The organism is Arthrobacter sunyaminii, from assembly GCF_018866305.1.
Classification (GTDB): domain Bacteria; phylum Actinomycetota; class Actinomycetes; order Actinomycetales; family Micrococcaceae; genus Arthrobacter_B; species Arthrobacter_B sunyaminii.
The window spans coordinates 2,431,198-2,458,134 of the sequence record NZ_CP076456.1 but is presented as its reverse complement, the minus strand read 5'-3'; the positions used below and the strand labels follow the sequence as shown (position 1 = coordinate 2,458,134).

The window sequence follows — 26,937 nt, the reverse complement described above, 5'->3', positions numbered from 1 at the left end:
CCGTGGCACTTCTCCAATTCAGGGAGGTGGTGGAACGTGCTGGTGGTCCCGGGGTCATCTATGACTCCGGCCGGGGAATGCAGGATTATTCTTCTGCCTTGATCAATCGCGATGCCAAGCTCAACATGCGTGCCCCGAAGATTTCTGCCTCCTGGTTGTCTACAGTCACTCACATGGATTTCATGGATATTGACGGGGCAAAGATAGCGTTCAGGGTCACGGGTTCCGGTCCTGCCTTGCTTGCACCGGAATGTAACTACACGTGGTTTCCCGAGTTGGTGGAACTGATGGCGCGTCGATTCACCGTCATCATTGCCTCGCCCCGCGATTTCGGAGCCAGCACGCGAACTCGTGGACCATACAATCCTGACCGCTGGGCCAGCGACTTGCGCCAAGTGGCTCTAAACCTGGGGTTTCCACGCTTCCTGTTTTTCGGTTATTCGTTCACTGGTGCATTCGGCCCTTGGCTGGCACAGCGGTTAGCCGAGCATGGGTCTGTAGTGGCCGTTGCCGCGGGTGGTTTCCCCCTGCTTGGAGACTACGGGATCACTTCCCGCGACGTTGATGTGCAGATGGCGGAAATGGAGCAGGACGAGTCCCTCTGGGCGCAGATTGATCACAGGTTCGATCCTGTGGCGGGTGCCATTTTCTACCGTGAGCTCGCCAGCCTAGCCCCGAATTCCCTGGTTGATAGTGCTCCCAGTCCGCTCTATTGCTTCTGGGGCGACCAGGATCATGATGCTGTTGGGATGGTCCTGCCTCATGAAGAGTTGGCCGACGGTTTGAGTCGGCGGGGTGTCCCGTGGAAGCAGTATCCAGGGTACGACCACGAGGGCCTCAACGGTGAGTTGCAGGTTGCATGGCCAGATGTCGAGACGTGGCTCCTGGAACAGGCCGGCGAACAGGGCCTTTGAAGGGGTGGGCAGCTGGTTGACACCCGCCCACCCGGAAAACCAAGATTCGTCCCATGACAATCCGAGTACACAGCGAACCCAACTGCGGCAACGCACCTCGCCACGAGATCACCCGCCGCTTCGCTGTTGCCCTCACAAGCATCGACGCAACAGATCTCCAATCGTTGCTCTCTCCCGACGCGGAGTGGGACGTTCTCGGAAGAACGGCATGCCGAGGTCTACCTGCGATTCTTTAGGCTGTTGCGTTGACTACTGCGATGGTTACTAAGATTCGGACCTATCACGCTTCTTCAAACGCCGGCTGATTCTGCTAACGATCCTTACCTCGGACGCCGGCTGCATCGTGGTGACCACGAGTCCAGTGATTCCGATAACCAAGGTGACAACCCCGAGAAAGATAGGAATCCAAGGCAGACCGACCAAAACTACGTGCCTGGTCACCAACCTTCCTCACATGAACTGTTAGACAGAATAAGTGAAGTCGCGTGCCGCGCAATGAGAATATGACGGCCGAGCCCGAATTAGTGTGACAAGGATGGCTCACAGTGACAGACTCTCGACTGTCAGTCCGCTGATAATGCGGGACCTCAGCAGTTGTCTCGATGAAGACCGGGAGTAAAACATGTCACCAACACCGAGCGATGCAACGCTTGAGGAAATTACCAGGCTGATCAATTTTGAGACAGTCAGCCGGGACAGCAACCTTCCGCTGATCGAGTATGTGGGTGAGCGCCTCAAAGCCCTGGGCATCGAATCCAAGCTGGTTCACGATGCAACCGGTCAGAAGGCAAATTTGCTCGCCACCATTCCTGCGGGCGACGGCACACGGACCGGTGGCATTGTGCTTTCCGGACACACCGATGTTGTGCCCGTCGACGGACAGGACTGGGGCTCTGACCCTTTCACCCCTGAAATACGTGATGGCAAGCTTTATGCCCGCGGCGCCTGTGACATGAAATCCTTTGTTGGCGTGGTGATGGCCAAACTCGACTCCATCGTTGCTGCCGAACTCAGCGAACCCATCCATCTGGCCTTCTCCTACGATGAGGAAGTTGGCTGCATCGGTGCGGTTGGCCTGGTAGAGGCCATCACGGCCGAGGGTCTGAAGCCGCGCGGTGCCATTGTGGGGGAGCCAACCTCGATGCGCGTGGTGCGGGGGCACAAATCGGTCAATGTCATCAAGGTGGATTTTCACGGTATTGCAGCACATTCCTCACTGACCCCGCAGGGAGTCAATGCGATTGCTGCCGCCGCCGACTTTGCGGCCTTTGTTGATGCCAAGGCTGAGAAGTTCGCCGGTGCCGGTGCGTCTGATGAAGCCTTCATTGTCCCCTACACCACTGCTACGGTGAACCAAATTCAGGGCGGCATCGCGGTAAACACCATACCGGCAGCATGCACGCTTCACTTTGAATTCCGTTCCATTGCGGATGATGACCCGGTGGAACTCATTGAAGAATTCCGTGCTGAAGCGCTGCGCATTGAGGCGCTCATGAAGGAGCGGAACCCAAAAGCCCGCGTTGATTTCACGGTGCTGGCCCAGACACCGGGGCTTGATACTCCCGAGGAGGACTCCATAGTCTCCCTGGCATCCGAACTGGGTGGAACGCCAAGCCCGGATAAGGTGACCTACGGTACCGAGGCGGGACTGTTCTCGAATGCGGGCATTCCCACGGTAGTTTGCGGACCCGGCGACATTGCCCAGGCTCATGCACCTGACGAATTCATCGCACTGGAGCAGATTGCCGCGTGCGAATCATTCATCGACAACCTTGTGGAAGCACTCACCGCACAGTCTGCCAATCCTCAGCCCACGCCCACCGGGAGCCTCTCATGAGCGCAGCGTCAACGATAACTCCGAAGCAATTCAAAGATGCTAAGAAGGCGGTGATCAGCAGCTCGATTGGTGCCGCCCTTGAATGGTTCGACATCATCGTCTACGCAACCTTTGCAACCGTCATTGCCAAGAACTTCTTCCCGGATTCGGACCCGGTGTTCGCACTGATTCTCACCTTTGCCACTTTTGCGATTTCCTACCTGATCCGCCCGCTGGGCGGCCTGGTGCTCGGTAGTTACGCGGACCGCAAGGGGCGCAAGAGTGCACTCTCACTGACCCTGCTGCTGATGATGGTCGGCACGTTGATCATGGCAGTGGCGCCCACCTACGCCCAGGTTGGCATGTGGGGCGGGGTAATTATCCTGCTCTCACGCCTCATCCAGGGTTTCTCCGCAGGCGGCGAATTTGGCACTGCAACTGCATTTCTGATCGAGACGGCACCGCACAAGAAAGCGTTTTATTCGTCTTGGCAGGTGGCAAGCCAGGGCGCCTCAATGCTGCTGGCCTCAGCCTTTGGCTTCGCGCTGACTGAAGGACTCTCCGAAGAGGCGCTGAACAGCTGGGGCTGGCGTGTGCCGTTTTTCGTCGGCCTGCTTATTGGTCCGGTGGGACTCTACATCCGCGCCAGGCTTTCGGAGACCGAGGATTTCATTCACAGTGAAAAGGAATCTTCTCCGGTCAAGACCTTGATCGTGAACCATTATGGGCGCCTGCTTGCCGGTTCAGCTGTCATTGGTGTGGCGACAATCTCCGTTTACATGATTCTCTACATGCCCACATTTGCCGTGACAAACCTGGAAATCCCGGCAACTGCGGCATACCTCGGCGGCGTGGTTGCCGGCATTGTTACCCTCGTGGGCGTGCCGTTTGTTGGTCACCTCGCGGACCGGGTGGGACCCGCAAAGGTGATGACTTATGCGGCAATCGGTGCGCTGCTCCTGGCTTGGCCGCTTTTCCAGCTCTTGGTCACCAATCCAACGGTGCCAACACTTGTCATGGTTATCGGCATACTCGGCGTGATCATGGCGTTCTACTTTGGACCGCTTCCTGCCTTGCTCTCCTCGATGTTCCCGGCAGCGATTCGGGGAACCGGGCTGGCAGTCACGTATAACGTTGGTGTGACGTTGCTGGGGGGTATTGCACCGCTGGTGCTGACCTGGCTGTTGAGTGTCACCGGGTCGTTGAGCGCACCGGGGTTGTACTACATGGCCATCGCGGTGATTTCCCTCGTTGGCTTGTACTTCGTGAGAACTCGTTACGGCCGGCCCTAAGCCTCAACGATTGGTTCACTTCCAATCCCCGGAAGGCCCCGTCTCTCTGCCAATTAGCAGAGAGACGGGGCCTTTGCCGTGGGGTTACAAGGCTATGACGCCGCAGCTTAGCGGGCGTCCACTCGCTCCTGGTGTTTACGTCCGGCCCGGGCCGCGAGGAACAACAGGGAACCGATCACTACATACACGGCGGCGCTGAGCCAGATGGTCGCGGACTGCTGGGTGAGGAGTGCGATGCTCGCGATGATCGCGAGGACCGGCAGGATGCGGGGGGCGGTGAAGTGGTCGTGGTCGACTTTGTCCTTTTTGAGGACGAGGACGCTGACGTTGGCAGAAAGGAACACCAGGAGCAGGAGCAGCACCGTGGTTTCCGCCAATGTGGCGACATTTCCGGTGAGGGTAAGGACGATCGTCAAACCGGCAATGACCACGATGGAGACCCAGGGAGTGCGGCGGCCGGGCAGCACGCGGCTGAAGGCACGGGGGAGCAGCTCGGCTTCGGCTAATCCGTAGCCGACACGGCTGGCCATCACCATGAACAGCAGTGCACCGTTGGAAATGGCGATCAGGGCGATGATGCTGAAGACTCCCGGCGGGATTCCGACGCCGCTCGCGGCGACAACATCTAGCAGAGGTCCGGTGGATTCGGCCAGATCAGCCGGCGGCAGGACGATGACCGCCCCGATGGCGATGAGGAGATAGACGACCCCGGCGGTGCTGATGGCGCCGAACAAGGCGCGGGGGTAGGCCTTGGACGGGTTGCGTACTTCCTCGGCCATGTTGGCTGCGGCCTCGAAACCGAGGAAAGAGAAGAAGGCGACAATCGATGCGGCGAAGGCGCCTTGGAGGGGCGGTACGTCCGGTGCGAACTCAAGGAGGCGGGAGGGGTCTCCGTTGCCGGAGGTGAAGACGATGGCGGCGACAACGATGACAATGACGAGACCGGTTACCTCGATGATTGAGGCCACGAGGTTCGCCCCGAGGGACTCCCGGACGCCGCGAAGATTGATCAGGGTCAGCAGGATGATGAACACGATTGCTGCAGGGGCGGCCGGAACATCGATGATCGCTGTCAAATAATCGCCCGCGAAAGCGTTAGCAAGGGCAGCGGCTGTGGTGATTCCTGAGGCCATCATCAGGAAGCCGACGAGGAATGACACATAGGGGATGCCGAAAGCCCGGTCGGCGTAACGCGCGGCACCGCCGGCGTGGGGATATTTGGTGATCAGCTCCGCGTACGTCGCGGCGGTGAGCAGAGCAACGACCAGCGCAATCAGCAGGGGTATCCAGATTGCGCCGCCGACATCGGCGGCCATGGTACCCACCAGGGTGTAAATGCCGGCGCCGAGGGTGTCGCCCACAATAAACGCGAACAGCAGCGGCGCACCAATTGCCCGCTTCAGCCCGGTTGGTGCTTTGGAGGTGGCTGTGCCGGTATCTTTCGTCATTGGACTATTGGAGTCCGCTTGCCGCCCGAAGGCAACTACTTGGCCGAAATTCAGAATGTGGGTAGTTAGCGCTGGTAGGGGGGCGGACTAATTCAAGCCGTTCTCACCCTTGTGTTGTTCGTCCGCGCCGGAGCTTGCTGATGCCTACTACCGAGCGGACGTTGCAGGCGACCCGGAGGCGCGCAGTATCCCCTCCGATCCAACGTCGTCGCCGTCGGCAACCCTGCCCGTGTCATCCGCACGAGTGGATAGTTCTGCGTCCTGACACTACGCCTCCTGATCAGGGAGCTGCGCGATGAGGTTCTGCATTTTCTTCCGGCGGCGGGGAGTCCATATCGGGTACCAGGCTGCCGCCACGGTGAAGAACACCGTGGCAGCCACCCAGAACCACGGATGGTCAGGGTTGTCGATAATGAGAAAAACACCTAACCCGGCGAAACCAATGAACACGAGCATTCCGAGCCAGGCCATAAGTCGCTCGTGCCGAATTGCCTTTGTCAGTTCCGGAAGCCATTGCTCCGCCCTTGCACCTTCCGGAAGTTCGCCGGAGGACAGGGCTGTCCGGAAGTTGGTGGCGGTGGGCCAGCCCGCAGGCTTCCGGCGCTCTCGTGCCCGCTGCCATTTCACAAACCAGAGGATGAAGGAGCTGAGGGCTATGCCCGTGATAGCGGTGAAGGCGATGCGCCCCGGCCCCAGGATCTCCCCTGTGAAGTAGTCCATGCCGAGCAGGACAACCGTGTAGAGAACTGCGATGAGGAGGAAGAGGCCCAAGCTTGGCAGCCGGCGTAACTTCCTGATCAGGAAGCCTTCCGTGTGCTGTACTGTCGCGGGGTTTCTGGTGCCGGGGCCGGATCCGCCCGGACTCGCGGCACCTTTGGAGCTGTTCACTTGATGAGCCTAAACGGTGCAGCGGGCGATACGGGCCAGGCGCGGGACCGCTGCTTCCGCGCGCCGGGGCTGATGCTCCTCGGAAGGAAACACCAGCCCCGCCGAACAGCAGGTTAGTGCCCGCGGGCGATCCATTCCTCCAGGTGCGGTGCCTCCGCACCGATGGTGGTGGAGTCGCCGTGACCGGTCAGCACCCGGGTCTCCGACGGCAGGGTCAGGAGGCGTTCGCGGATGGACTTGATGATGGTGGGGAAGTCGCTGTAGGAGCGCCCCGTGGCTCCGGGGCCGCCGCTGAACAGCGTGTCACCGCTGAACACCACCGGTGAACCGTCGCCGGGTGCATCGGCAGCCAGCAGGAAGCACACGGAGCCGGGGGAGTGCCCCGGCGTGTGGATGGCCTGCAGGGTAATGCCGGCCACCTCGAAGATGTCGCCGTCCTCGATGTCGTCGTCGGGTCCCTCATCCGGGAACACGGCGTCCCAGAGCATCCGGTCCGCAGCGTGCAGGAACACGGGAGCGCTGAAGCGGTCCCGTGCCTCGCCCACGGCGCGGATGTGGTCATCGTGTCCGTGCGTGAGCAGGATCCCCTGGACCTCGCGGTCGCCGACGGCGGCAGCCACGGCGTCGACGTCGTGGGCCGGGTCAATGATGATCACCTGCGCGTCGTCACCGACGATCCACACGTTGTTGTCCACGTCCCAGGTGCCGCCGTCCAGCGAGAAGGTGCCGGAGGTGACAACCTTGTCGATGTTCGCGCCCATCTAGAGGACCACCACCGAACGCAGGACCTTACCGTCGTGCATCTTGGTGAAGGCTTCCTCGATGTCTTTCAGGCCGATGCGCTCGGACACAAAGGCGTCCAGGTCCAGGCGGCCCAGCTTGTACTGCTCCACCAGCATCGGGAAGTCGCGCGAGGGCAGGCAGTCGCCGTACCAGGAGGACTTCAGTGATCCGCCGCGGCCAAAGACGTCTGCCAGCGGCAGTTCGATTTTCATTTCCGGGTTGGGCACGCCCACCAGGACAACGCGTCCGGCGAGGTCGCGTGCGTAGAACGCCTGCTTGTAGGTTTCGGGGCGGCCGACGGCGTCAATCACCACGTCTGCGCCGTTGCCTCCGGTGAGGGCGCGGATGGCCTCGACCGGGTCTTCTTCCTTGGAGTTGATGACGTGTGTGGCGCCCTGTGCCTTGGCCAGTTCCAGCTTCTTGGAGTCAATGTCCACCGCGATGATGGTGGTGGCTCCGGCCAGCTGTGCCCCGGCAACAGCGGCAATGCCCACGCCGCCGCAGCCGATCACGGCTACGGACTCGCCGCGCTTGACCTCTCCGGTGTTGATGGCGGCGCCAATGCCGGCCATGATGCCGCAGCCGAGCAGGCCCACCGCGGCGGCGTCGACGTCGTCGTCCACCTTGGTGCACTGGCCGGCGGCCACGAGGGTCTTCTCCGCGAAGGCGCCGATGCCCAGGGCAGCGGTGAGCTCGGTGCCGTCCTCCAGGGTCATCTTCTGGGTGGCGTTATGGGTGTTGAAGCAGTACTGCGGCTCGCCCTTGCGGCAGGCCCGGCACTCACCGCAGACGGCACGCCAGTTCAGGACCACGCGGTCACCGGGGGCAACCTCGGTGACGTCGGGGCCGACGGCGGAAACCACGCCGGTGGCTTCGTGGCCGAGCAGGAACGGGTAATCGTCGTTGATGGCGCCCTGCTTGTAGTGCAGGTCGGTATGGCAGACGCCGCAGGTGAGGATGTCCACCAGGGCTTCTCCGGGGCCGGGATCCGGAACCAGAATGGTCTCCAGTGAAACGGGGGCGTTCTTTTCCTTGACGACTACGGCCTGAACCTTATGAACCATGAGTGCTGCCTCTCGGGGGTGTCCGGGCGGGACGCCGATGTCCGGCGCTCCGCATCCATCCTATGAAGCGGGACGGATGTGCGCGAAGTTGACGTGAGTGAATGAATCAGTGAAGAAGGGCAGACCTTGCGGGCGGGTCCCGGCACTTGATTCACATAACCGGTGACCTTACCGCGAAAGCGGCCGCCGGGCCTGCGTATTGAGAACTAGTGGCGCCGCGGGGTTTGCCGGAATTCGTTGTACAGGTAACGGGGTTTGCCGCACTCCGTTGTACAGGTAACGGGCATAAATGCCGCTTTTGGCCCCATTACCTGTACTACGGGCCGGCTGGGCGACGTTTTGGCCCCGGGAGGACTAGACGCCCAGGCGGGCCTTGACCTCTGCGGCGGACGGGTTGGTGGCCGATGAGCCGTCCGGGAAGATCACGGTGGGCACGGTCTGGTTGCCGCCGTTGATTTCTGCCACGAGTTCGGCGGTGCCGTCCACGTTCTCAATGTTCACCTCGTTGTAGCCGATGCCCGCTGCGTCCAGCTGGGACTTCAGGCGGCGGCAGTAACCGCACCAGGAGGTGGAGAACATAGTGATGGAACCGGCGTCGGGGGTGAATGCTTCTGCTGTGGCGGCCATGAAAGGCTCCTTTTGTGTGCGCGGGAACAGGGGACTGCACCGTACAACCTCGGGGGCGCTTGTTCAATTCCCGCGGGCGGCCGGACGGACTGGCAGACTGGAAACATGTGCGGACGTTACGTAATGGCAAAGACGACGGCGGACCTGGTCGCTGAGGCCGAGGCCGAGGCCGATGCGTTCCTGGAGCTGCGCTCGTCCTGGAACGTCGCGCCGACGTCGGACGTGCCGGTGGTGCTGGAACGGTTTGTCGGCGAGCGGCAGCAGGAGCGCCGCCGGGTGCGCCAGGTGCATGTGGCGCGGTGGGGACTGGTGCCGGGCTGGGCGAAGGACGCTTCGGCCGGGGTGCGCGCCTTCAACGCGCGCAGCGAAACGGTGCTGGAGAAGCCGACCTTCCGCGATGCCGTTGTCTCGCGCCGCTGCGCGGTGCCGGTGCAGGGCTATTACGAGTGGAAAACCGGGCCCGGAAAAACCAAGCGACCCTATTATGTGCAGCGTGCGGACGGGGCGCTGACCTTTTTTGCCGGACTCTACGAATGGTGGCGCGACCCGGCGAAAGCACCCGGCGAGCCGGGCAGCTGGCTGCTCTCGACGTCCATCCTCACTGCTGCCGCTCCGCATCCGGCAGAGATCCGCAGCGCCGGGCAACCGGACGTGCTCGCGGAACTGGGGGAGCTGCACGACCGTATGCCGGTTCCGCTTTCCCGGCAGTCCATGCCCGCATGGCTGGATCCGGCTGCGCCGGACGCGGCGGCACTGGTTCACCGGGTTGTTGCACAGGCGCACGGTGAGGCCGCACGCTGGACACTGCGGGAAGTGGGGCCGGCGGTGGGAAGCATCCGCAACGACGGACCGGAGCTGCTCGCTGCCCCCGCCCCTGAAGCGACTGAGCCGGCCCTGTTCTAGCCGGTCAGATTGTTCTAGCCGGTCAGATCGGAGAGGGCAACCTGCGCCGGATCGGTGTCAATGGGGTCGATGACCTCGAGAGTGACGTGGCCGTCCGCCTCGATGCGCAGGCCCGGGTTGTGGCACACTTCCCAGCGGTAGCCGTCTGGATCGGTGAAGTAACCGGAGTAGCCGCCCCAGCTCATCTGCGTTCCCGGTGCCGTGACCGACCCTCCGGCTGCAGCAGCTTCGGCCAGGACTGCGTCCACTTCCGCCGCTGAACCCACGTTGTGGCCCAAGGTGACGGGAGCGGCGGCCGCCTCACCCATGGGACCGGCTTCGGCTGCCAGATGGTCCCGCCGGAAGAACGCCAGCAGCAGCCCCGGGCCCACCTGATAAAAGATGACCTCTTCAGGGACGTGCTGGACCGCCTCCCAGCCAAGCCGGGAAGAATAAAACGCGTAGGTTACCTCGAGATCCCGCACGCCTGCGGTGATCACGGACAAAGAAGGTTTCACCCTCCTGATCTTGCCACTGCCTGCCCGAAAAGTTTGTGTCTTACGTGTGTGACTTTCCGGGCGATCTGCCGGCCGGAAGGGCTCAGGGCACCTGGAAGCGTTGACCCGTCCGGGGTGCGGGGCTGTCATGGGTTTATGGCACGGAATTCTCCACCACCACGTCGCCCGGCCGGAAGTCACGAGCCGGATGGCGCAGACGATAAGGCATCGGCGAACCGGACGCGGAAACGCACCGGGTGGGCCCGCTTCCTGATTCCGGTGGTGCTGATTGTGGTCTGGTTCGGGGTCGGAGGCATTGGCGGCCCCTACTTCGGCAAGATCAGCGAAGTGGCCGACAACAACCAAACGTCGTATCTGCCCGCCAGTTCGGCATCCACCCAGGTGGCTGAGCTGCAGAAGAAGTTCACGGACAGCGATGCGATTCCCGCCGTCGTCGTCTATGTGAACGACGGCGGCCTGACCGACGCGGACCGGACTTTCATTACCGATCGGGCGTCGGAGCTTTCAAAGGTGAGCGGCGTGGCCGGCGGAGTCTCCCCGCCGCAGTTCTCCACCGACGGCAAGGCAGCGGAAATCTTTGTTCCGGTGCAGGACAATGACAGCGCCTCGGCCACCGTTGAGGACCTGAGCAGCGTGGTGCACGAGGGCATCCCGCCGGGCCTGGACAGCTACGTCACCGGACCGGCCGGACAGCTGGCGGACATCACCGAGGCCTTCGGCGGCATTGACACGTCGCTGGTGCTGGTGGCGGCGCTGGCGGTGCTGGTGATCCTCGTAGTGGTCTACCGTTCACCGCTGCTGCCGTTCCTGGTCCTGCTCACCTCCATCCTTGCCCTGTCAGCTGCCATCCTGGTGGTCTTCTATCTGGCCAAAGCCGGAACGCTCACCCTGAACGGCCAGGTGCAGGGAATCCTGTTCATCCTGGGCATCGGCGCCGCCACGGATTATTCCCTGCTCTATGTCTCCCGGTACCGGGAATCCCTGCGGGACCATGAGGGCCGGTGGGACGCTACCAAGGCGGCACTGAAGGGAACCTTCGAGCCGGTGCTGGCGTCTGCGGCTACGGTAACGGCCGGCCTGCTCTGTCTGCTGCTAAGCGACCTGAACTCCAATAAGGCGTTGGGCCCGGTGGCTGCCATCGGCATCGGCTTTGCGTTCCTGGCAGCCATGACGCTGCTGCCGGCACTGCTGATGCTGACCGGGAGGGCGGCCTTCTGGCCCCGCCGGCCCGCCTTCGGGTCCGAGCATCCGGACCGGGACGGGAACTCTCCCAAAGGGTTCTGGCCACGCGTGGCCCGGACCGTCAAGGCTCATCCGCGCCGTACGTGGGTGATTCCCACGCTGGTGCTCCTGATTGCGGCGTCAGGCCTGCTGCAGCTGCGGGCTTCCGGGGTGCCGCAGAGCGATTTTGTGCTGGGGCAAACCGCCACCAAGGAAGGCCAGCAGGTCCTGGGCGAGCACTTTCCCTCCGGCTCGGGCAGTCCGGCACTGATTGTGGCTCCGGAAGGGGAACTGGACACCGTGGCCCGTGCAGTCCTGGAGGTTCAGGGCGTGGATGCCCTGGCCGTGGATGCTACGGGCACCCCGGCCGGAACGCTTCCGGTGACGGCCGACGGCGTACAGGCCTCGCCCGTCCCGGGAACCTCAGGTGCGCCCAAGGTGGTGGACGGGAAAGTTCTGCTGGAGGCCACGCTGAAGGATGCCGCGGAGTCCGATGCCGCCGAACAGGCAGTAACCGCCATGAGGGACAAAGTGGCCGGGATCGGCGATGTCCTGGTGGGCGGGGTGACGGCCACGACCATCGACACCAACGCGGCGGCCGCCCATGACCGGAACCTGATCATTCCGGTGGTCCTGGTGGTGATCCTGTTCCTGCTGATGCTCCTGCTGCGGGCGCTGCTGGCCCCGTTCCTGCTGATCCTGACGGTCCTGCTGTCCTTCGGAGCGACCATGGGCGTCTCCGCCCTGGTGTTCAACCACGTCTTCCGCTTCCCGGGGGCAGATCCGGCCGTTCCGCTGTTCGGCTTTATCTTCCTCGTGGCTCTGGGCGTGGACTACAACATCTTCCTGATGACCCGCGTTCGGGAAGAGAGCATCATTCACGGCACCAGGGAAGGAGTGGTCCGCGGGCTGCTGATTACCGGCAGCGTCATTACCAGTGCCGGCATTGTCCTGGCGGCGACCTTCGCCGCCCTGGGCGTGATCCCGGTGCTCTTCCTGGCACAGCTGGCCTTTATTGTCGCCTTCGGGGTCCTGCTGGACACCCTGGTGGTGCGTTCGCTGCTGGTACCCGCCCTGTCCTACGACATCGGGCGCAGAATCTGGTGGCCTTCCAAACTCTCCCGGGTGGCACCGGGACATCACAGGAAGGCAGTTCCCGGTCATGCCGGGTCCGCCGGACAGTGGCCTCCGGAGAACCCGGGAGCCCCAGCCAGCTAATCTATTGTCATGGAAAGCCTTGATCACCAACGATCCATGACCTCCCAGCTGGACGATGTCCGCACCGCCATCGATGAAATCGACGAGGAAATCGTGGCGCTGATCTGGCGCCGGGAGCGGCTGGTGCGCCTCGCCGGTTCCCTCAAGGACAACGACGCCGAAGTCAAAGCTCCCGCGCGCGTCGAGGAGGTCCTCGAGCATGTCCGAACCACAGCACAAGCCCAGGACGGTGACCCCACAGTGGTGGAGGCCACGTACCGGGCCATGATTGATGCCTTCATCGACTACGAGCTCAAAGTGCGGCATGAAGCGCAGACCCGGGCCAAACTGGATGCCTTCTCCCGCAGCTAGCTGACGGGCGGGATGCCGGATTGCAGGTGTGGGGTACGGTACTCACACGTCATAGGTGCCCCGCACCGGGACAGCAGCCAGGGGGAGAAGCAGATATGGACCAGGAACAGACCGCACCGGAACAATGGCGGACCATCGCTGCTGCGCTCGCGGATGAGCGCCGGCTGCGGCTCTATGCACGAATAGTCACGGCTGCCGAGCGGGGTGCACCCCTTGACGGCCAGGACCTGGACCCCAAGGAACGCAAATCGCTGGCCGTACTGCAAAAGGCCGGCCTGGTTACCTCCGGCGCGTGCGATGTCCATCCCGCAGGCGGTGTGTTTGCCCGGTTGCTGGCCAGCGGCAAGGAAGCACCGGATACCTCGGTGCGCAGGTTCCTCGTGAACGGAAAAATCTCTTCGTATCCCCGGCGGCAGGCCGACCGGCTGGAGTTGCTCCACTACGTTGCCGGCCACGTCTTCGAAACCGTTCCGGCACCCCCGGGAGAGGTTCCCGTCCTGACTGAACGGGAAATCACCGGCCGTCTGGGCGGTTATTCCACCGATCCCGCCGCCGTTCGCCGCTACCTGGTGGATGAGGGGATCGTCCTGCGCAATCCGGAGGGATCGCGTTACTGGCTGGCAAGTCCGCGCCCGGCGGACGGCATGGAATTTGCTTAGTGCAACTTGCTGCTACGAGGTTCCCTCTTCAAGGATCGACACGATGGAGAAGAGCGTAAAGCAGATGGCTCCGAGTCCAACCAGCACGTGCGCGCCGACAAAGAACGCCGGCTGGGTGTCTGCGGCTTCAAAGAGGAACGCGGCGAAGAACAGACAGGTCAGGGCTGTTCCGATGGGCATGAGCGGGATGCGGTTGGCCAGGGCAAACGTGCGGCGCCAAACGAGGGCCAGCAGCAGCACTTTCGACAGGATGCTGAAGCAGATCAGTCCGAGGCCGATCAGCACACACCCCGGAGCCAGCCGATAGGGCTCGCTGGAGCTGAACAGCACGAATAGTCCGAGCACTGCGTTGACCGTGCCCGCGGCCCCGACCAGCCAGGCCCAGGCGAAACGCTCGCCGTCGCTGAAGGCGTTGCGCACCTGGCGCACGATGCTCGCGACAAGGGCGATCAGCGCCGTGCAGATCGCTGAAAGACCGATCAGAACGTGGCCGGCAACGAACCCGGGAGTGTCTCCGCGTACCAACAGTCCGGTCGCAAGACAGAAGCCGACGACGGCGGCCGCCGCCGGAACCGTGATCATGACGGCGCCGACGGTGCGGGAGTGGGCGCCCTCCGGCGGGCCGTCCAGAGGATTGAGCAACTGTGCTGACTGAATCAGCGTGAACTTTGTGGATGCGGCGGCAACGGTGCTGACGCACGCGGCGACCAGGCCAACGCCAATCACAACGAAGCCCGCCGTGAGGTTCTGCGCGGTGTTGTCCCGGGTGGCCAGAACGATGCCCCAAATGACGGCGGCGGCGGCAACCACATAGCCGGAGAGCGGCAGGACGATTCCCCAGACGCGTCCGTAGCGGTCGATGAGCTGTCTGATGATAGTGGCCGCCGTCGTGAACAGTGCATAACAGATGGCGGTCAGCCCCACGTTGACGTGTCCTGCGACAAAGTGATCGGCATCGTCCCGCCCGGCCAGGATGTAGAGGCCGTAGGACAGGCAAACAGCGCCCATCAGAAGCGGTATGGCGCGAAAAATGATGCTGATGGTGTGGTTCATGGCCTGCCCCGAGAGAATTGGCGGATCCCGTGCGGTTTCGTTCATAGCCGGTCGGCGGTAGTGCCAGTTTGCGCCTGCGGCACGGGCGGAACAACGCCGGAAGGCCCAAGGAGCGCCACTGGCCGTGCAACGTGCCGCCCGCCGCACGGACCGTTGACTTGGCAGGATGCCGGGCGTCGAATGGAAAGTGCTGTCTGGTCCGGCACTATTCAGGACGAACTCCCAAGGAGCGTCAATGGCCGCCAAATTTACCGCCCACGGCGCAGAAGCCACCCACCCCGTATCGCGCGCGGCCACCGATCTGGGTTCACCGGCATCGTCCCATCTGCTGGCCTCCCCACCCGCTGCGCCAAACGCACCCGCCAGCGCAACTCCCCGGGGCCGGCGCGGCGGACCGCCCGCCGGCCCCGGCGACGGTGCTCCGGCACCGCACGCGCGGCGGCAAACAGGGCTGGTCTTCGCCGGGTTGATCCTGGCCGTGCTGATTTCGGCCCTGGACCAGACCATTGTGTCCACGGCGCTGCCCACCATTGTGGGAGACCTCCAGGGCCTGGACCACCTGTCCTGGGTGATTACGGCCTATCTGCTCACCTCCACCATCGGACTGCCGATCTACGGCAAACTCGGCGACCTGCTGGGACGCAAGAACATCTTCGTCTTTGCCATTGCGGTGTTCCTGGCCGGCTCCGCCCTGTCCGGGCAGGCGCACAGCATGACCGAGCTGATCACCTACCGGGCCATCCAGGGGGTGGGCGGCGGCGGGCTGATCATCGGCGCACAGGCCATCATCGGTGACATTGTCTCCGCCCGCGACCGCGGCCGGTACATGGGGCTGATCGGCGCCGCCTTCGGGCTGGCATCGGTGAGCGGCCCGCTGCTGGGAGGCTATTTAACCGAGTACTGGTCCTGGCGGTGGATTTTCTACATCAACCTTCCGCTGGGCCTGATCGCACTGGCCGTGATCATCACCTCCCTGCACCTGCCGACCAGGTCCGGACCCCGCCCTCCACTGGACTACGTGGGCGCCGTCCTTCTGGCCGTCATCAGCGCCGCGCTGGTGATGCTGACCAGCTGGGGCGGAACCACCTATGCCTGGACGTCCCCGACCATCCTCTGGCTGGGAGCAGCCGCCGTCGCCGGCATTGCAGTCTTCATCCCCGTGGAACTGCGTACCGCTGAGCCGATTCTGCCGCTGCAGCTCTTCCGGAACCGGAATTTCCTCGTCTGCACCCTGGTGGGCCTGTCCGTGGGGCTGGCCATGTTCGGCAGCATTTCCTACCTGCCCACCTTCCTGCAGATGGTCAACGGCGCCTCAGCCACCATGTCCGGACTGATGATGCTGCCCATGACCGCCGGCGTGCTGATTACCTCGATCGGCACCGGGCAGCTGATTTCCCGTACCGGAAAGTACAAGATCTATCCCATCCTCGGCGCGGCCGTGATGATCATAGGGCTGCTGCTGCTCTCCCGGATTTCCAACACCACGCCCTACTGGTTCACGGCGCTGGGCATGTTTGTGCTGGGCCTGGGCATCGGAGCACTGATGCAGAACCTGGTGCTGATCGTGCAGAACAGCGTCCCCGCGCAGAACATGGGCACCGGCGTATCCTCCGCCAACTATTTCCGGCAGATGGGAGGTTCGCTGGGGATCGCGGTGTTCGGCTCCTTCTTTATCAAGCGGCTGAATGACCAGGTGGGGGACGCCCCCGCCCAGGCTGCGGGTGTGCTCCGCAACGGAGTGAATTCGATCAGTCCGTCCGAACTGAAAATGCTGCCCGCGCCGGTGCGGGACTTTATTGCCCAGGCCTTCGGGGATGCCCTGCCGCCAATTTTCCTGCTCGGCATTCCGGCGTTGGGCGCCGGCCTGATCATGACCCTGTTCATCAAACAGATTCCGCTGTCCGAGACCGCGCGGGTGCACCTCGGAGATGCGGAGCAGGAACCAACCGCCAGGTAAGCGTTAACCGGCATCAGGCACCACCGGCTAGGAGACCGCACCACATGTCCCACAAAGCACTTTCACCACGGATCGCCGCGAGCCCGGCAGCATTGGTTCCCGGCAATCCGGGGCCTGCGCCGGGTAGGCAGCTGCAGGGTACGCGAAAGCACGGGCGGCACCGGGAGGAGGCCGCGCCGGCGGCGATGCCCAAACGGAACCTGCCCCTGGTCTTCACCGGGCTGGTGCTGTCCGTGCTGCTGGCAGCCCTGGACCAGACCATCGTGGCGACCGCGCTGCCCACCATCGTGGGGGACCTCAACGGGCTCGAGCACCTGTCCTGGGTGGTCACTGCCTACATCCTGGCAGCAACCATCGGCCTGCCGATCTACGGAAAACTCGGCGATCTGTTTGGCCGCAAGAGCATCTTCATTTTCGCCATTGTGGTGTTCCTGGTCGGCTCCATGCTGTCCGGGCTGGCGCAGGACATGGGTCAGCTGATCGGCTTCCGTGCACTGCAGGGCCTCGGCGGCGGCGGACTGATGATCGGCGCGCAGGCCATCCTGGGAGACCTCGTCTCTCCGCGCGAGCGCGGCAAGTACATGGGACTGATCGGAGCAGCCTTCGGACTTGCCTCCGTGTGCGGACCGCTGCTGGGCGGCTGGATCACCGATGCCTGGTCCTGGCGGTGGGTCTTCTACATCAACCTGCCCATCGGAGCGGTGGCGCTCGCCGTCGTCATCACCTCCCTGCAGCTGGCCAAACCCCAGGGAGCCCGCCCGCGGCTGGACTACGCCGGCGCTGCCTTGCTGGCCGTTGCGAGCGCCGCCCTGATCATGCTCACCACGTGGGCGGGCACCACCTATGCCTGGTCAAGTCCGCAGATCCTGGCTCTGGCCGCATTGACCCTGGCTGCGGGTGCGGCATTTGTGCGGGTGGAGCTGAAGTCCCGGGAGCCGATCATGCCGCTGGGCCTGTTCCGCAACCGTAACTTCCTGCTGCCCGTGCTGGTGGGCATCTCCGTGGGCATCGCCATGTTCTCCACCATTTCCTACCTGCCCACCTTCCTGCAGATGGTCAACCGGGCCACTGCCACCGAATCCGGACTGATGATGCTGCCGATGATGGGCGGGCTGCTGCTCACCTCCATCGGCACCGGCCAGCTGATTTCCCGCACGGGAAAGTACAAGATCTATCCGATCCTGGGCTGCGCGGTGATCATTGCGGGCCTGGTGCTGCTGTCCCGGATTTCCGACACCACGCCGTACAGCTTCACGGCGCTCGGGATGCTGGTGATGGGCCTGGGCATTGGAATGCTGATGCAGAACCTGGTGCTGATTGTGCAGAACAGCGTCCCCGGCAGGGACATGGGGGCTGCAATTTCCGCGGCGAACTATTTCCGGCAGATCGGTGCCTCTTTTGGTATTGCGCTGTTCGGCTCCATCTTCATCCACCGCCTGGGCAATGAGATTGCCGCGGCGCCGCAGGGGGCGGGGGCAGCGGTGGGCGGGGACATCAATTCCCTGAGCCCGACGACGCTGCGGGGTCTGCCGGCGCCGGTGCAGGATTTCATCGGCGCGGCCTTTGGGCACGCGCTGCCGCCGATCTTCCTGCTCAGTGTGCCCATTGTCGCAGTAGCCCTGGTGCTGTGCCTGTTTATCCGGGAGACCCCGCTGTCCACCGCGGTCCGGACGGAAGCGGGGGAGGAAGTTTAGGGCGTCCGCGGAGGAATCCGGCGGCGGGAGTGCCGATTGTCAGATGATGGCCGTACACTGGAAACTGTTAGAACATATGTTCGAATTAGTTGCTGTCCACAAACCAATTTTGGCCGCCGCGACGGCTTGGGTGCGGGCACGCCTGCGGCTGGGAGGAAGCTGGAATGGGTGTCTTCAGTGAGGCGGTAGAGGTGGTGTGCTCACCCGCCGGCCAGCCGCTTCGGCTTGTCTGGAGCGGCCGCACCTACAAGGTGGCAGCGGATCCCGTGCGCTGGTATGAGCGCCGGAACTGGTGGGATGAGGAAGCCCGGGCGGAACGCGGACGCGGTCCGGGGCTGGTGGATTCGGAGATCTGGCGGGTACAGGCCCGGCTGACCCCGCGTTCGCCGCTGCGCACCCTGGATCTCTCGCATGACATCAGCTCCGGCCGCTGGCGCCTGATCCGTATCCATGACGCCCTGCGGGAAAGCGCCTAGGAACTGCCGGATATGAGCTTCACCCATCTGCATGCCGCCACCGCCTTCAGCGCCCACTACGGAGTGTCCTGGCCGGAGGAAATGGCGCAGGCCGCTGCGGCCGACGGTGCAGACGCGCTCGCCTGCACCGACCGTGACGGACTGTACGGAACGGTCAAGCACCTGCGCGCCTGCATGGACGCCGGCATTGATCCGATCGTGGGGGTGGATCTGGCGGTGCTGGGGGAGCCGGATGCTTCCGGTGCCCGGCCGGTCACCGGAAGAGTTGTGGTCCTGGCCCGCGGCCGTCGGCAGGGAGCCGGCTACCGCGCGCTGTGCCGGCTGATTTCCGATGCACACGCCGGCACCTCAGCGTCCGCGGCACGCAAGGGCAGCAAACCGGTGGGGGTGACCATGGCGCAGCTGGCGTCACGGGCAGCGGGCGACGACGGCGGTGGGGGCTCCGGTGCCCGCGGCCCCGGAGCCGGCGGTGACACTAATCACGAGCCGCTCCTGACCGTCCTGGTGGGACCGCATTCCGACGTCGGCACCGCCATGCGCAGCCGCAGCTACGCCGTCGCCCGCACACTCTTTCGCCGCTGGCAGGAGACGCTGCCGCGCGCATCACTGGCCGTGGAGGTGGTGGCCCACCTCAGCGCCCCGGGGACCAACCTCAGCCTGGCCCACGCCGTGCGCATGCTCCGCCTGGCGGATGAAATGCAGCTGCCGGCCATCCTCACCAACGCTGTGCGCTACGTGGATGCCGACGGCGCCGCCACCGCCGACGTCCTGGACGCAGCCCGGGCGCTGACCTCCATGGGGCGGCTTCCGGATTTGCAGCCCAACGGACAGGGCTGGCTGAAGAGCGCCGCGCAGATGAAGTCCCTTGCCCGCGAGATCAGCAACGAGGCGGGCTACGGAACCGCCGGGGCCGCCCGGATGCTCCGGGACACCGAGGCGCTCGCCGATGCCTGCCGGATGGATCCGGTGCTGGACATGGGGTGGAAGCAGCCGGTGGTTCCGGAGGCCTCGGTGATCGGCATCAACAACGAACCCATGGCCGAGCTGGTAAGCCGCTGCGAAGCCGGCATCGGCCGCCGGTTCCCCGCCCAGGATCCGGCCTCCGAAGCCCGGCTGCGCAACCGGCTGGCCCATGAACTGGGCATCATTGAACGGCTCGGGTTCGCCTCCTACTTCCTGACTGTCGCCGAGGTTTCCGCCATGATCACCGGCATGGGCGTGCGTGCCGCAGCCCGGGGCTCGGGAGCCTCCTCACTGGTGAACTATCTGCTGGGCATCAGCCACGTGAACCCGCTGGCCCATGACCTGATTTTTGAACGGTTCCTCTCCCGGGACCGTTCCACCCTTCCGGACATCGACATAGACGTTGAAAGTGCCCAGCGGCACAACGTCTATCACCGCATCTTTGAACGCTTCGGCGCCGAACGGGTCACCCTGATGAGCATGCAGAACGGTTACCGGGCGCGCGGAGCGGTGCGCGACGCCGGCATGGCCCTGGGCCTGGCCGAAGAGGACATTGGCGCCGTGGCCAAACAGCTGTGGCGCTTCTCGGCACGAAAGTTCCGGGAAGCGCTCGCGGAAAAGCCGGAGCTGCGGGATATCGCCGAAAGGGTCCAGGGCAACCGGCAGCTGGATTTGCTGGTGGACCTGACCGAACGCCTGGACCGGCTGCCGCGGCACATTTCCATGCACCCGTGCGGCGTGATCCTGGGGGACACCTCCCTGCTGGACCGCACGCCGGTGCAGCCCTCCGGCCTGGGCCTGCCCATGTCCCAGTTCGACAAACACGACATGGATCCCATGGGCATGCTCAAACTCGACGTGCTGGGGGTGCGGATGCAAAGCGCCATGGCCTATGCACTGCAGGAAGTGCGCAGGCTGCATCCCACCAAGGAAGACACCGTCCGCGCCGGGGTGCACCCCGCCGGGCCTGCGGGGAACGGCCCCGACTATGTGCTGGCGGACGGCTCCATTGACCTCGACGCCGTCCCCCTGGACGACCCGGCCACGTATGACCTGATCTGCAGCACCTACACGCTGGGATGCTTCCAGATCGAATCCCCGGGACAGCGGGAATTGATCGGCAAGCTCGCCCCGCGGGAGTTCAACGACCTGATCATCGACATTTCTCTGTTCCGGCCCGGACCCATGAAATCCGACATGGTGCGCCCGTTCCTGGAACACCGGCACGGCTGGTCCCCGGAGGTGTATCCGCACGAAGCCCTGCGGCCGGTCCTGGCGGAAACACACGGGGTGACGGTGTTCCATGAACAGGTGCTGCGCACCTTTGACGTGTTCACCGGCTGCGGATTGGCCAAGGCCGACGAACTGCGCCGGCTGCTGGGCAACGAGGATGCCGAAAAGTCAGTGGAAGACTTCTTCCGCACCGAAGCAGCCAAGCGGGGCTACGGCGCCGAAGTCATCGACAAGGTCTGGGGCACGCTGAAGGCCTTCGGCAGCTTCGGCTTCTGCAAGGCGCACGGGGCAGCCTTCGCGGTGCCCACCTACCAGTCCGCGTGGCTGAAGACCCACCACCCCGAAGCCTTCCTGGCGGGGATCTTCGAACACGATCCGGGCATGTATCCGCGCCGCCTGCTGGTGGCGGAGGCCCGGCGGATGGGGATCCCCATCCTGCCGCTGGACATCAACCGCAGCGGCGCGCAGTACCGGGTGGAACGGGTGCCGGCGGTTCCGGCAACACCCGGGCATCCGGCCCGGCCTTCGAAGCTGGGCATCCGGCTGAGCCTGGCCGGGATCTACGGATTGTCGGCGGCAGAGCTGCGGCGCATCACCGCCGGCCAGCCCTACGATTCCCTGGCCGACCTGCGCGCACGCGCCAGAGTGGGGCGGGCTACGCTGATGCGCCTGGCCTCCCTGGGAGCTTTCGATTCGCTGGCCCGGGAGACCGGAACCGGCGCCTCCCGCGCTGATCTGCTGCACCATCTGGACACCGCGCCGCCGCGGCCGGCCCCGCGGAAATACGATCCCATTCCCGGACAGCTGGCGCTGCCGCTGGGCGACACCGAACTAGAGAACCTGCGGCCGGAACTGCCCGAACCGACGCTGCGCGAGAAGGTGCGCACGGAACTTGATCTGCTGTCCGTGGACGTCAGCGCCCACCTCATCGACAGTTACGGTCCGCTGCTGGCCGAACTGGGCGTCACCAAGGCCCGCGACCTGATCGGTCTGCGGAACGGCTCCGAGGTGCTCGTGGCCGGCATCCGGGTGGCCACCCAAACGCCGCCCATGCGCGGCGGCCGCCGGGTGGTGTTCATCAGCCTCGACGACGGCACCGGGTGCGTTGACTGCACGTTCTTCACCGAGGCACAGGAGAAAACCGGTCCGCTCCTTTTCGGCACCGAGCTGATGCTGATCCGGGGGCTGACCCGCCGCACAGGGGAGCGCGGCATGAGCCTGCAGGCCCTGGAAGCATGGAACCTGGCGGACACTGCCTCGCTTCCGCTGCCCCGTCCCCAGCGCGGCAGGTTGGTAGGGCCCAACTCCAGCGGATAACATCAAAGGGGCGCAGAAAAGAGCCGGCCGTGTCCAGGCCGTGCCGCAGACGCCATACAACGAAATCTAGGAGACAACCGTGTCAGTGCCAGAGAAGTTCACCCTCATCGTCAACGACGAGGAGACCACGGTGGATACTGGCACCACAGGTGCACAGCTGTTCTTCGACCGCCGCGACGTCGTCGTCATGCGCGTGGACGGTGTCCTGAAGGATCTGGACACGGAGCTTGTCCCGGGCTCCGCCGTTGAAGCCGTGACCATCGACTCCGAAGACGGACTGAACGTGCTGCGCCACTCCACCGCCCATGTCATGGCCCAGGCCGTGCAGCAGCTGCGTCCGGACGCCAAGCTCGGCATTGGCCCGTACATCAAGGACGGTTTCTACTTCGACTTCGACGTTGCCGAGCCGTTCACCCCCGAGGACCTGAAGACCCTCGAGAAGATGATGCAGAAGATCATCAACTCGAACCAAAAAATTGTCCGCCGCGTGGTGAGTGAAGAAGAAGCCCGCGAAGCCATGGCCAACGAGCCGTACAAGCTGGAACTGCTGGGCAAAAAGGACGGCGCAGACGAAGCCGGCGAGGGCGCGAACATCGAGGTCGGCGCCGGTGAAATCACCATCTACGACAACGTGGACCGCAAGTCCGGCGACGTCATCTGGTGCGACCTGTGCCGCGGCCCGCACCTGCCGAACACCAAGCTGATCTCCAACGCCTTTGCGCTGACCCGTTCCTCCGCCGCCTACTGGCTCGGCGACCAGAAGAACCAGCAGCTGCAGCGCATCTACGGCACCGCCTGGCCCACCAAGGACGCCCTGAAGGCGTACCAGGAACGCCTGGCCGAGGCCGAGCGCCGCGACCACCGCAAGCTGGGCACCGAACTGGACCTGTTCTCCTTCCCGGATGAACTGGGCTCCGGCCTGCCGGTGTTCCACCCCAAGGGCGGCATCATCCGCAAGGCCATGGAGGACTACTCCCGCCAGCGGCACACCGAAGCCGGCTACGAGTTCGTCTACACCCCGCACATCACCAAGGGCCACCTGTACGAGGTCTCCGGCCACCTGGACTGGTACCGCGACGGCATGTTCCCTCCCATGCACGTGGACGAGGTCACCGACCCGGAAACCGGCGAGGTCACCAAGCCCGGCCAGGACTACTACCTAAAGCCGATGAACTGCCCCATGCACAACCTGATCTTCCGCTCCCGCGGACGGTCCTACCGCGAGCTGCCGCTGCGGCTGTTCGAATTCGGTTCCGTGTACCGCTACGAAAAGTCCGGCGTGATCCACGGCCTGACGCGCGTGCGCGGCATGACCCAGGACGACGCCCACATCTACTGCACCCGCGAGCAGATGAAGGACGAGCTGACCACTACGCTGAACTTCGTCCTGGACCTGCTCAAGGACTACGGCCTGGATGACTTCTACCTGGAACTGTCCACCAAGGATCCGGAGAAGTACGTCGGCTCCGACGACGTGTGGGAGGAAGCCACCCGCACCCTGGCCGAGGTGGCCGAAGAATCCGGCCTGGACCTGGTCCCGGATCCGGGCGGAGCCGCGTTCTACGGCCCCAAGATCTCCGTCCAGGCCCGCGACGCCATTGGCCGCACCTGGCAGATGTCCACCATCCAGCTGGACTTCAACCTGCCCGAACGCTTCGAGCTCGAGTACCAGGCCGCCGACGGCACCCGCCAGCGTCCGGTCATGATCCACCGCGCCCTGTTCGGTTCCGTGGAACGCTTCATGGCAGTGCTGACCGAGCACTACGCCGGCGCGTTCCCGGCCTGGCTGGCACCGGTTCAGGTGGTTGGCATCCCCGTGGCCGAGGCGTTCAACGACTACATGTTCGACGTCGTCGACAAGCTCAAGGCCGCCGGCATCCGCGCCCAGGTGGACACCGGAACCGACCGCTTCCCGAAGAAGATCCGCACCGCCTCCAAGGACAAGATTCCGTTTGTCCTGATTGCCGGCGGCGACGATGCCGATGCCGGAGCAGTGTCCTTCCGCTTCCGCGACGGCAGCCAGGACAACGGCGTGCCCGTGGAAGAGGCCGTCAAGCGGATTGTCGAAGCCGTACGGAACCGGGACAAGTAGGACGGCGGCGGCAGGAGTGCAGATGGAAAACAGCAGCCAGGACGACGGCGGCAGTCCCTATCCCGGGGATGCCGCAGTCACCGACTCATTCGAGCTTGCGGGCGTGCCGGATTCATTTGCACGCCTGTGGACGCCGCACCGCCTGGCGTACATCAAGGGCGGGCAGGAACAGGTCTCCTCGGAGCACAACTGCCCGTTCTGTGCCGCGCCTGGCCGCTCCGACGAGGAATCACTGATTGTCCACCGCGGCAAGTACGCCTTTGTGATCCTCAACCTGTTTCCGTACAACGCCGGGCACCTGCTCGTCTGCCCGTACCGGCACGTGCCGGATTACACGGACATTGATGAGCGGGAAACGGCCGAGATTGCGTCGCTGACCCAGACCGCCATGCGCGTGCTGCGGAAAGTCTCCAACCCCAGCGGCTTCAACCTGGGCATGAACCAGGGCGTCACCGGGGGAGCGGGTATCGCCGCCCACCTGCACCAGCACATTGTGCCGCGCTGGGGCGGGGACGGAAACTTCCTGCCGATCATCGCGCAGACTAAGGCCATCACCCAGACGCTGGGCGACGTCCGGCAGCAGGTGGCCGACGCCTGGCCGGCCAGCGGCTCCGGCCAGGACAGCGAGGACTGACCCGTGCTCAATAAATACGCGCGGGGATTCTTCACTGCCGTTTTCACCCCGCTGGCCAGCTGGCTGCTGCGCCGCGGGATCACACCGGACATGGTCACCATCGCCGGAACGTTGGGTGTGATGATCGGCGGGCTGGTGTTCTACCCGCTGGGACAGTTGTTCTGGGGAACCCTGTTCATTACCGCGTTCATCTTTTCCGACGTCATTGACGGCATCATGGCCCGCCAGCAGGCACGGACCGGAAAATGGGGCGGATTCCTGGACTCAACCCTGGACCGCTTCGCCGACGGCGCCCTGTTTGCCGGGGTAAGCATCTGGTTCTTCACCGGCGGCAGCAACGACGCCATCGGCATCGCCGCCATCATTGCCCTGGTGCTGGGCATGCTGGTTTCCTACATCCGGGCCAAAGCGGAGTCACTGGGATTCAACGCCAACGTGGGCATTGCCGAGCGCGCGGAACGACTAGTCTCCCTGCTGGTGGCCACCGGCCTGGTGGGTCTGGGCGTTCCAGAAATCCTGCTGCTGGTGGTCCTGGTGCTCCTCTGCGCAGCCAGCTGCGTCACCATTGCCCAGCGGATGCTGGCGGTCCGGCGGCAGGCGCTGCCCAAGGCCGGATAGCCACAGCATCGTCCTCAGCAATACAGGCAATTCCCAGCGGCCCGTCACCGGAAGCAATCCGGCGGCGGGCCGCCTGCTTAACGGGACGTTGAAAGCCTAGGCTTGGGGCAGCAGCGATCGCTGCATTGGTTTTTCGCGAAGGTGAGAAGTTCCATGAACATTCCAGAGCCCCAGGGCATGCCCGTGCCTGTTTCCGCGTCCGGTTCCCTGTCTCCGGTCACCGGCAGCAGCCGGGTCAAGCGCGGCATCGCCGAAATGCTCAAAGGCGGTGTGATCATGGATGTGGTCACCGCCGAACAGGCACGCATTGCCGAAGACGCGGGCGCCGTGGCCGTCATGGCGCTGGAGCGCGTGCCTGCCGATATCCGCGCGCAGGGCGGTGTCTCCCGGATGAGCGATCCGGACATGATCGACAGCATCATCGACACCGTCTCCATTCCCGTCATGGCCAAGGCCCGCATCGGGCACTTTGTGGAAGCCCAGGTCCTGCAGTCCCTCGGTGTCGACTACATCGACGAATCCGAGGTCCTGACCCCGGCCGATTACGCCAACCACATCGACAAATGGAAATTCACGGTTCCCTTTGTTTGCGGCGCCACGAACCTGGGCGAAGCCCTGCGGCGGATCAACGAGGGCGCGGCCATGATCCGCTCCAAGGGCGAGGCCGGCACGGGGGACGTTTCCAACGCCACCATGCACATGCGCACCATCCGTTCCGAGATTGCCCGGCTGTCCTCGCTGCCCGAGGACGAACTGTACGTCGCGGCCAAGGAACTGCAGGCCCCCTATGAGCTCGTCAAAGAGGTGGCCGCGGCCGGGAAGCTTCCGGTGGTGCTGTTTACTGCCGGCGGCATAGCCACTCCCGCTGATGCCGCCATGATGATGCAGCTGGGCGCGGACGGCGTGTTTGTGGGTTCGGGCATCTTCAAGTCCGGCAACCCCGCACAGCGTGCGGCAGCCATCGTCAAGGCCACCACCTTCTTCGACGACGCCGATGAGGTCGCCAAGGCCTCGCGCGGACTCGGTGAGGCCATGGTGGGCATCAACGTGGACGAGATCCCGCAGCCGCACCGCCTGGCTGAACGCGGCTGGTAGCTTCAGGGACTGGTTCTTCCGCAGAGATCAGGCTGGGAACGGGGCGGCCCTTGACCCAGCCTGATCTTCTCCGGCAAAACTGGGACGGCATTCCAGGAAGCCGGTCTATTGCCGTCCCCTGGCA

General features: G+C 64.2%; 22 protein-coding genes. 15 read left to right on the top strand and 7 right to left on the bottom strand.

Going from position 1 to position 26,937, the window contains the following annotated elements; translation table 11 throughout:
• The first annotated feature begins 2 nt into the window (after positions 1-2).
• From KG104_RS10955 to KG104_RS10945, 3 genes are all read left to right on the top strand, one after another.
• Positions 3-914, top strand: a complete 912-nt coding sequence (locus KG104_RS10955; protein ID WP_207347026.1) for an alpha/beta fold hydrolase — start codon at positions 3-5, stop codon at positions 912-914.
• A gap of 622 nt (positions 915-1,536) precedes the next feature.
• Positions 1,537-2,751, top strand: a complete 1,215-nt coding sequence (argE, locus tag KG104_RS10950) for an acetylornithine deacetylase (protein ID WP_104053992.1) — start codon at positions 1,537-1,539, stop codon at positions 2,749-2,751.
• Positions 2,748-4,022 carry an MFS transporter gene (locus KG104_RS10945; RefSeq protein ID WP_207347025.1) on the top strand — a complete coding sequence of 425 codons (1,275 nt, stop codon included), beginning with the start codon at positions 2,748-2,750 and terminating at the stop codon, positions 4,020-4,022. The genes argE and KG104_RS10945 overlap by 4 nt, the downstream gene beginning before the upstream one ends.
• Positions 4,023-4,129: 107 nt before the next feature.
• Here KG104_RS10945 and KG104_RS10940 read toward each other — a convergent pair whose 3' ends face one another.
• The 5 genes from KG104_RS10940 to KG104_RS10920 all read right to left on the bottom strand — a co-directional run bounded on the left by KG104_RS10940 (position 4,130) and on the right by KG104_RS10920 (position 8,832).
• Positions 4,130-5,470, bottom strand: a complete 1,341-nt coding sequence (locus KG104_RS10940) for an APC family permease (RefSeq protein WP_207347024.1) — start codon at positions 5,468-5,470, stop codon at positions 4,130-4,132.
• A gap of 267 nt (positions 5,471-5,737) precedes the next feature.
• On the bottom strand, positions 5,738-6,241 hold the full coding sequence (locus KG104_RS10935; RefSeq protein ID WP_207347023.1) for a hypothetical protein: 504 nt from the start codon (positions 6,239-6,241) through the stop codon (positions 5,738-5,740).
• A gap of 230 nt (positions 6,242-6,471) precedes the next feature.
• Positions 6,472-7,119 carry an MBL fold metallo-hydrolase gene (locus KG104_RS10930; RefSeq protein ID WP_104161241.1) on the bottom strand — a complete coding sequence of 216 codons (648 nt, stop codon included), beginning with the start codon at positions 7,117-7,119 and terminating at the stop codon, positions 6,472-6,474.
• Positions 7,120-8,205, bottom strand: coding sequence for an S-(hydroxymethyl)mycothiol dehydrogenase (locus KG104_RS10925; RefSeq protein WP_207347022.1), 1,086 nt, complete (start codon positions 8,203-8,205; stop codon positions 7,120-7,122). It abuts the gene before it with no gap.
• A 354-nt stretch (positions 8,206-8,559) separates the two neighbouring features.
• A complete protein-coding gene (locus tag KG104_RS10920) occupies positions 8,560-8,832 on the bottom strand; it encodes a mycoredoxin (protein WP_104053998.1) in 273 nt (90 codons plus the stop codon).
• 105 nt (positions 8,833-8,937) lie between these two features.
• Between KG104_RS10920 and KG104_RS10915 the strand changes: the two genes are divergently transcribed.
• Positions 8,938-9,735, top strand: a complete 798-nt coding sequence (locus tag KG104_RS10915; protein ID WP_207347021.1) for an SOS response-associated peptidase — start codon at positions 8,938-8,940, stop codon at positions 9,733-9,735.
• 14 nt (positions 9,736-9,749) lie between these two features.
• Here KG104_RS10915 and KG104_RS10910 read toward each other — a convergent pair whose 3' ends face one another.
• The gene (locus KG104_RS10910; RefSeq protein ID WP_207347020.1) at positions 9,750-10,232 is read right to left on the bottom strand and encodes a VOC family protein; all 483 of its coding nucleotides are present in this window, start codon (positions 10,230-10,232) and stop codon (positions 9,750-9,752) included.
• Positions 10,233-10,367: 135 nt separating this feature from the next.
• Here KG104_RS10910 and KG104_RS10905 point away from each other — a divergent pair, with 135 nt between their 5' ends.
• The 3 genes from KG104_RS10905 to KG104_RS10895 all read left to right on the top strand — a co-directional run bounded on the left by KG104_RS10905 (position 10,368) and on the right by KG104_RS10895 (position 13,681).
• Complete coding sequence (locus tag KG104_RS10905; protein WP_207347019.1) at positions 10,368-12,671, top strand: MMPL family transporter; 2,304 nt, start codon at positions 10,368-10,370, stop codon at positions 12,669-12,671.
• 9 nt (positions 12,672-12,680) lie between these two features.
• On the top strand, positions 12,681-13,022 hold the full coding sequence (locus KG104_RS10900; protein WP_207347018.1) for a chorismate mutase: 342 nt from the start codon (positions 12,681-12,683) through the stop codon (positions 13,020-13,022).
• Between the two features lie 95 nt (positions 13,023-13,117).
• Complete coding sequence (locus tag KG104_RS10895; RefSeq protein WP_207347017.1) at positions 13,118-13,681, top strand: DUF2087 domain-containing protein; 564 nt, start codon at positions 13,118-13,120, stop codon at positions 13,679-13,681.
• Between the two features lie 12 nt (positions 13,682-13,693).
• Here KG104_RS10895 and KG104_RS10890 read toward each other — a convergent pair whose 3' ends face one another.
• Entirely contained in the window at positions 13,694-14,779 is a 1,086-nt protein-coding gene (locus tag KG104_RS10890; RefSeq protein WP_207347016.1) for a DUF2776 family protein, read from the bottom strand.
• Between the two features lie 190 nt (positions 14,780-14,969).
• Here KG104_RS10890 and KG104_RS10885 point away from each other — a divergent pair, with 190 nt between their 5' ends.
• From KG104_RS10885 to pdxS, 8 genes are all read left to right on the top strand, one after another.
• Positions 14,970-16,691 carry an MDR family MFS transporter gene (locus KG104_RS10885; protein ID WP_207347015.1) on the top strand — a complete coding sequence of 574 codons (1,722 nt, stop codon included), beginning with the start codon at positions 14,970-14,972 and terminating at the stop codon, positions 16,689-16,691.
• Positions 16,692-16,735: 44 nt separating this feature from the next.
• Positions 16,736-18,385 (top strand): MDR family MFS transporter, encoded by a 1,650-nt coding sequence (locus KG104_RS10880; RefSeq protein ID WP_237686886.1) that lies wholly within the window; start codon positions 16,736-16,738, stop codon positions 18,383-18,385.
• Between the two features lie 164 nt (positions 18,386-18,549).
• A complete protein-coding gene (locus tag KG104_RS10875) occupies positions 18,550-18,861 on the top strand; it encodes a DUF6504 family protein (protein WP_104054007.1) in 312 nt (103 codons plus the stop codon).
• 12 nt (positions 18,862-18,873) lie between these two features.
• Complete coding sequence (locus KG104_RS10870; protein ID WP_207347014.1) at positions 18,874-22,374, top strand: DNA polymerase III subunit alpha; 3,501 nt, start codon at positions 18,874-18,876, stop codon at positions 22,372-22,374.
• 79 nt (positions 22,375-22,453) lie between these two features.
• Positions 22,454-24,466, top strand: coding sequence for a threonine--tRNA ligase (gene thrS, locus KG104_RS10865; protein ID WP_207347013.1), 2,013 nt, complete (start codon positions 22,454-22,456; stop codon positions 24,464-24,466).
• A 22-nt stretch (positions 24,467-24,488) separates the two neighbouring features.
• Positions 24,489-25,100: an HIT family protein gene (locus tag KG104_RS10860; protein ID WP_104161232.1), complete on the top strand. Its 612-nt coding sequence runs from the start codon at positions 24,489-24,491 to the stop codon at positions 25,098-25,100.
• 3 nt (positions 25,101-25,103) lie between these two features.
• Complete coding sequence (gene pgsA / locus KG104_RS10855; RefSeq protein WP_207347012.1) at positions 25,104-25,718, top strand: phosphatidylinositol phosphate synthase; 615 nt, start codon at positions 25,104-25,106, stop codon at positions 25,716-25,718.
• Between the two features lie 177 nt (positions 25,719-25,895).
• The gene (pdxS, locus tag KG104_RS10850; RefSeq protein WP_104161450.1) at positions 25,896-26,813 is read left to right on the top strand and encodes a pyridoxal 5'-phosphate synthase lyase subunit PdxS; all 918 of its coding nucleotides are present in this window, start codon (positions 25,896-25,898) and stop codon (positions 26,811-26,813) included.
• Positions 26,814-26,937 lie beyond the last annotated feature (124 nt).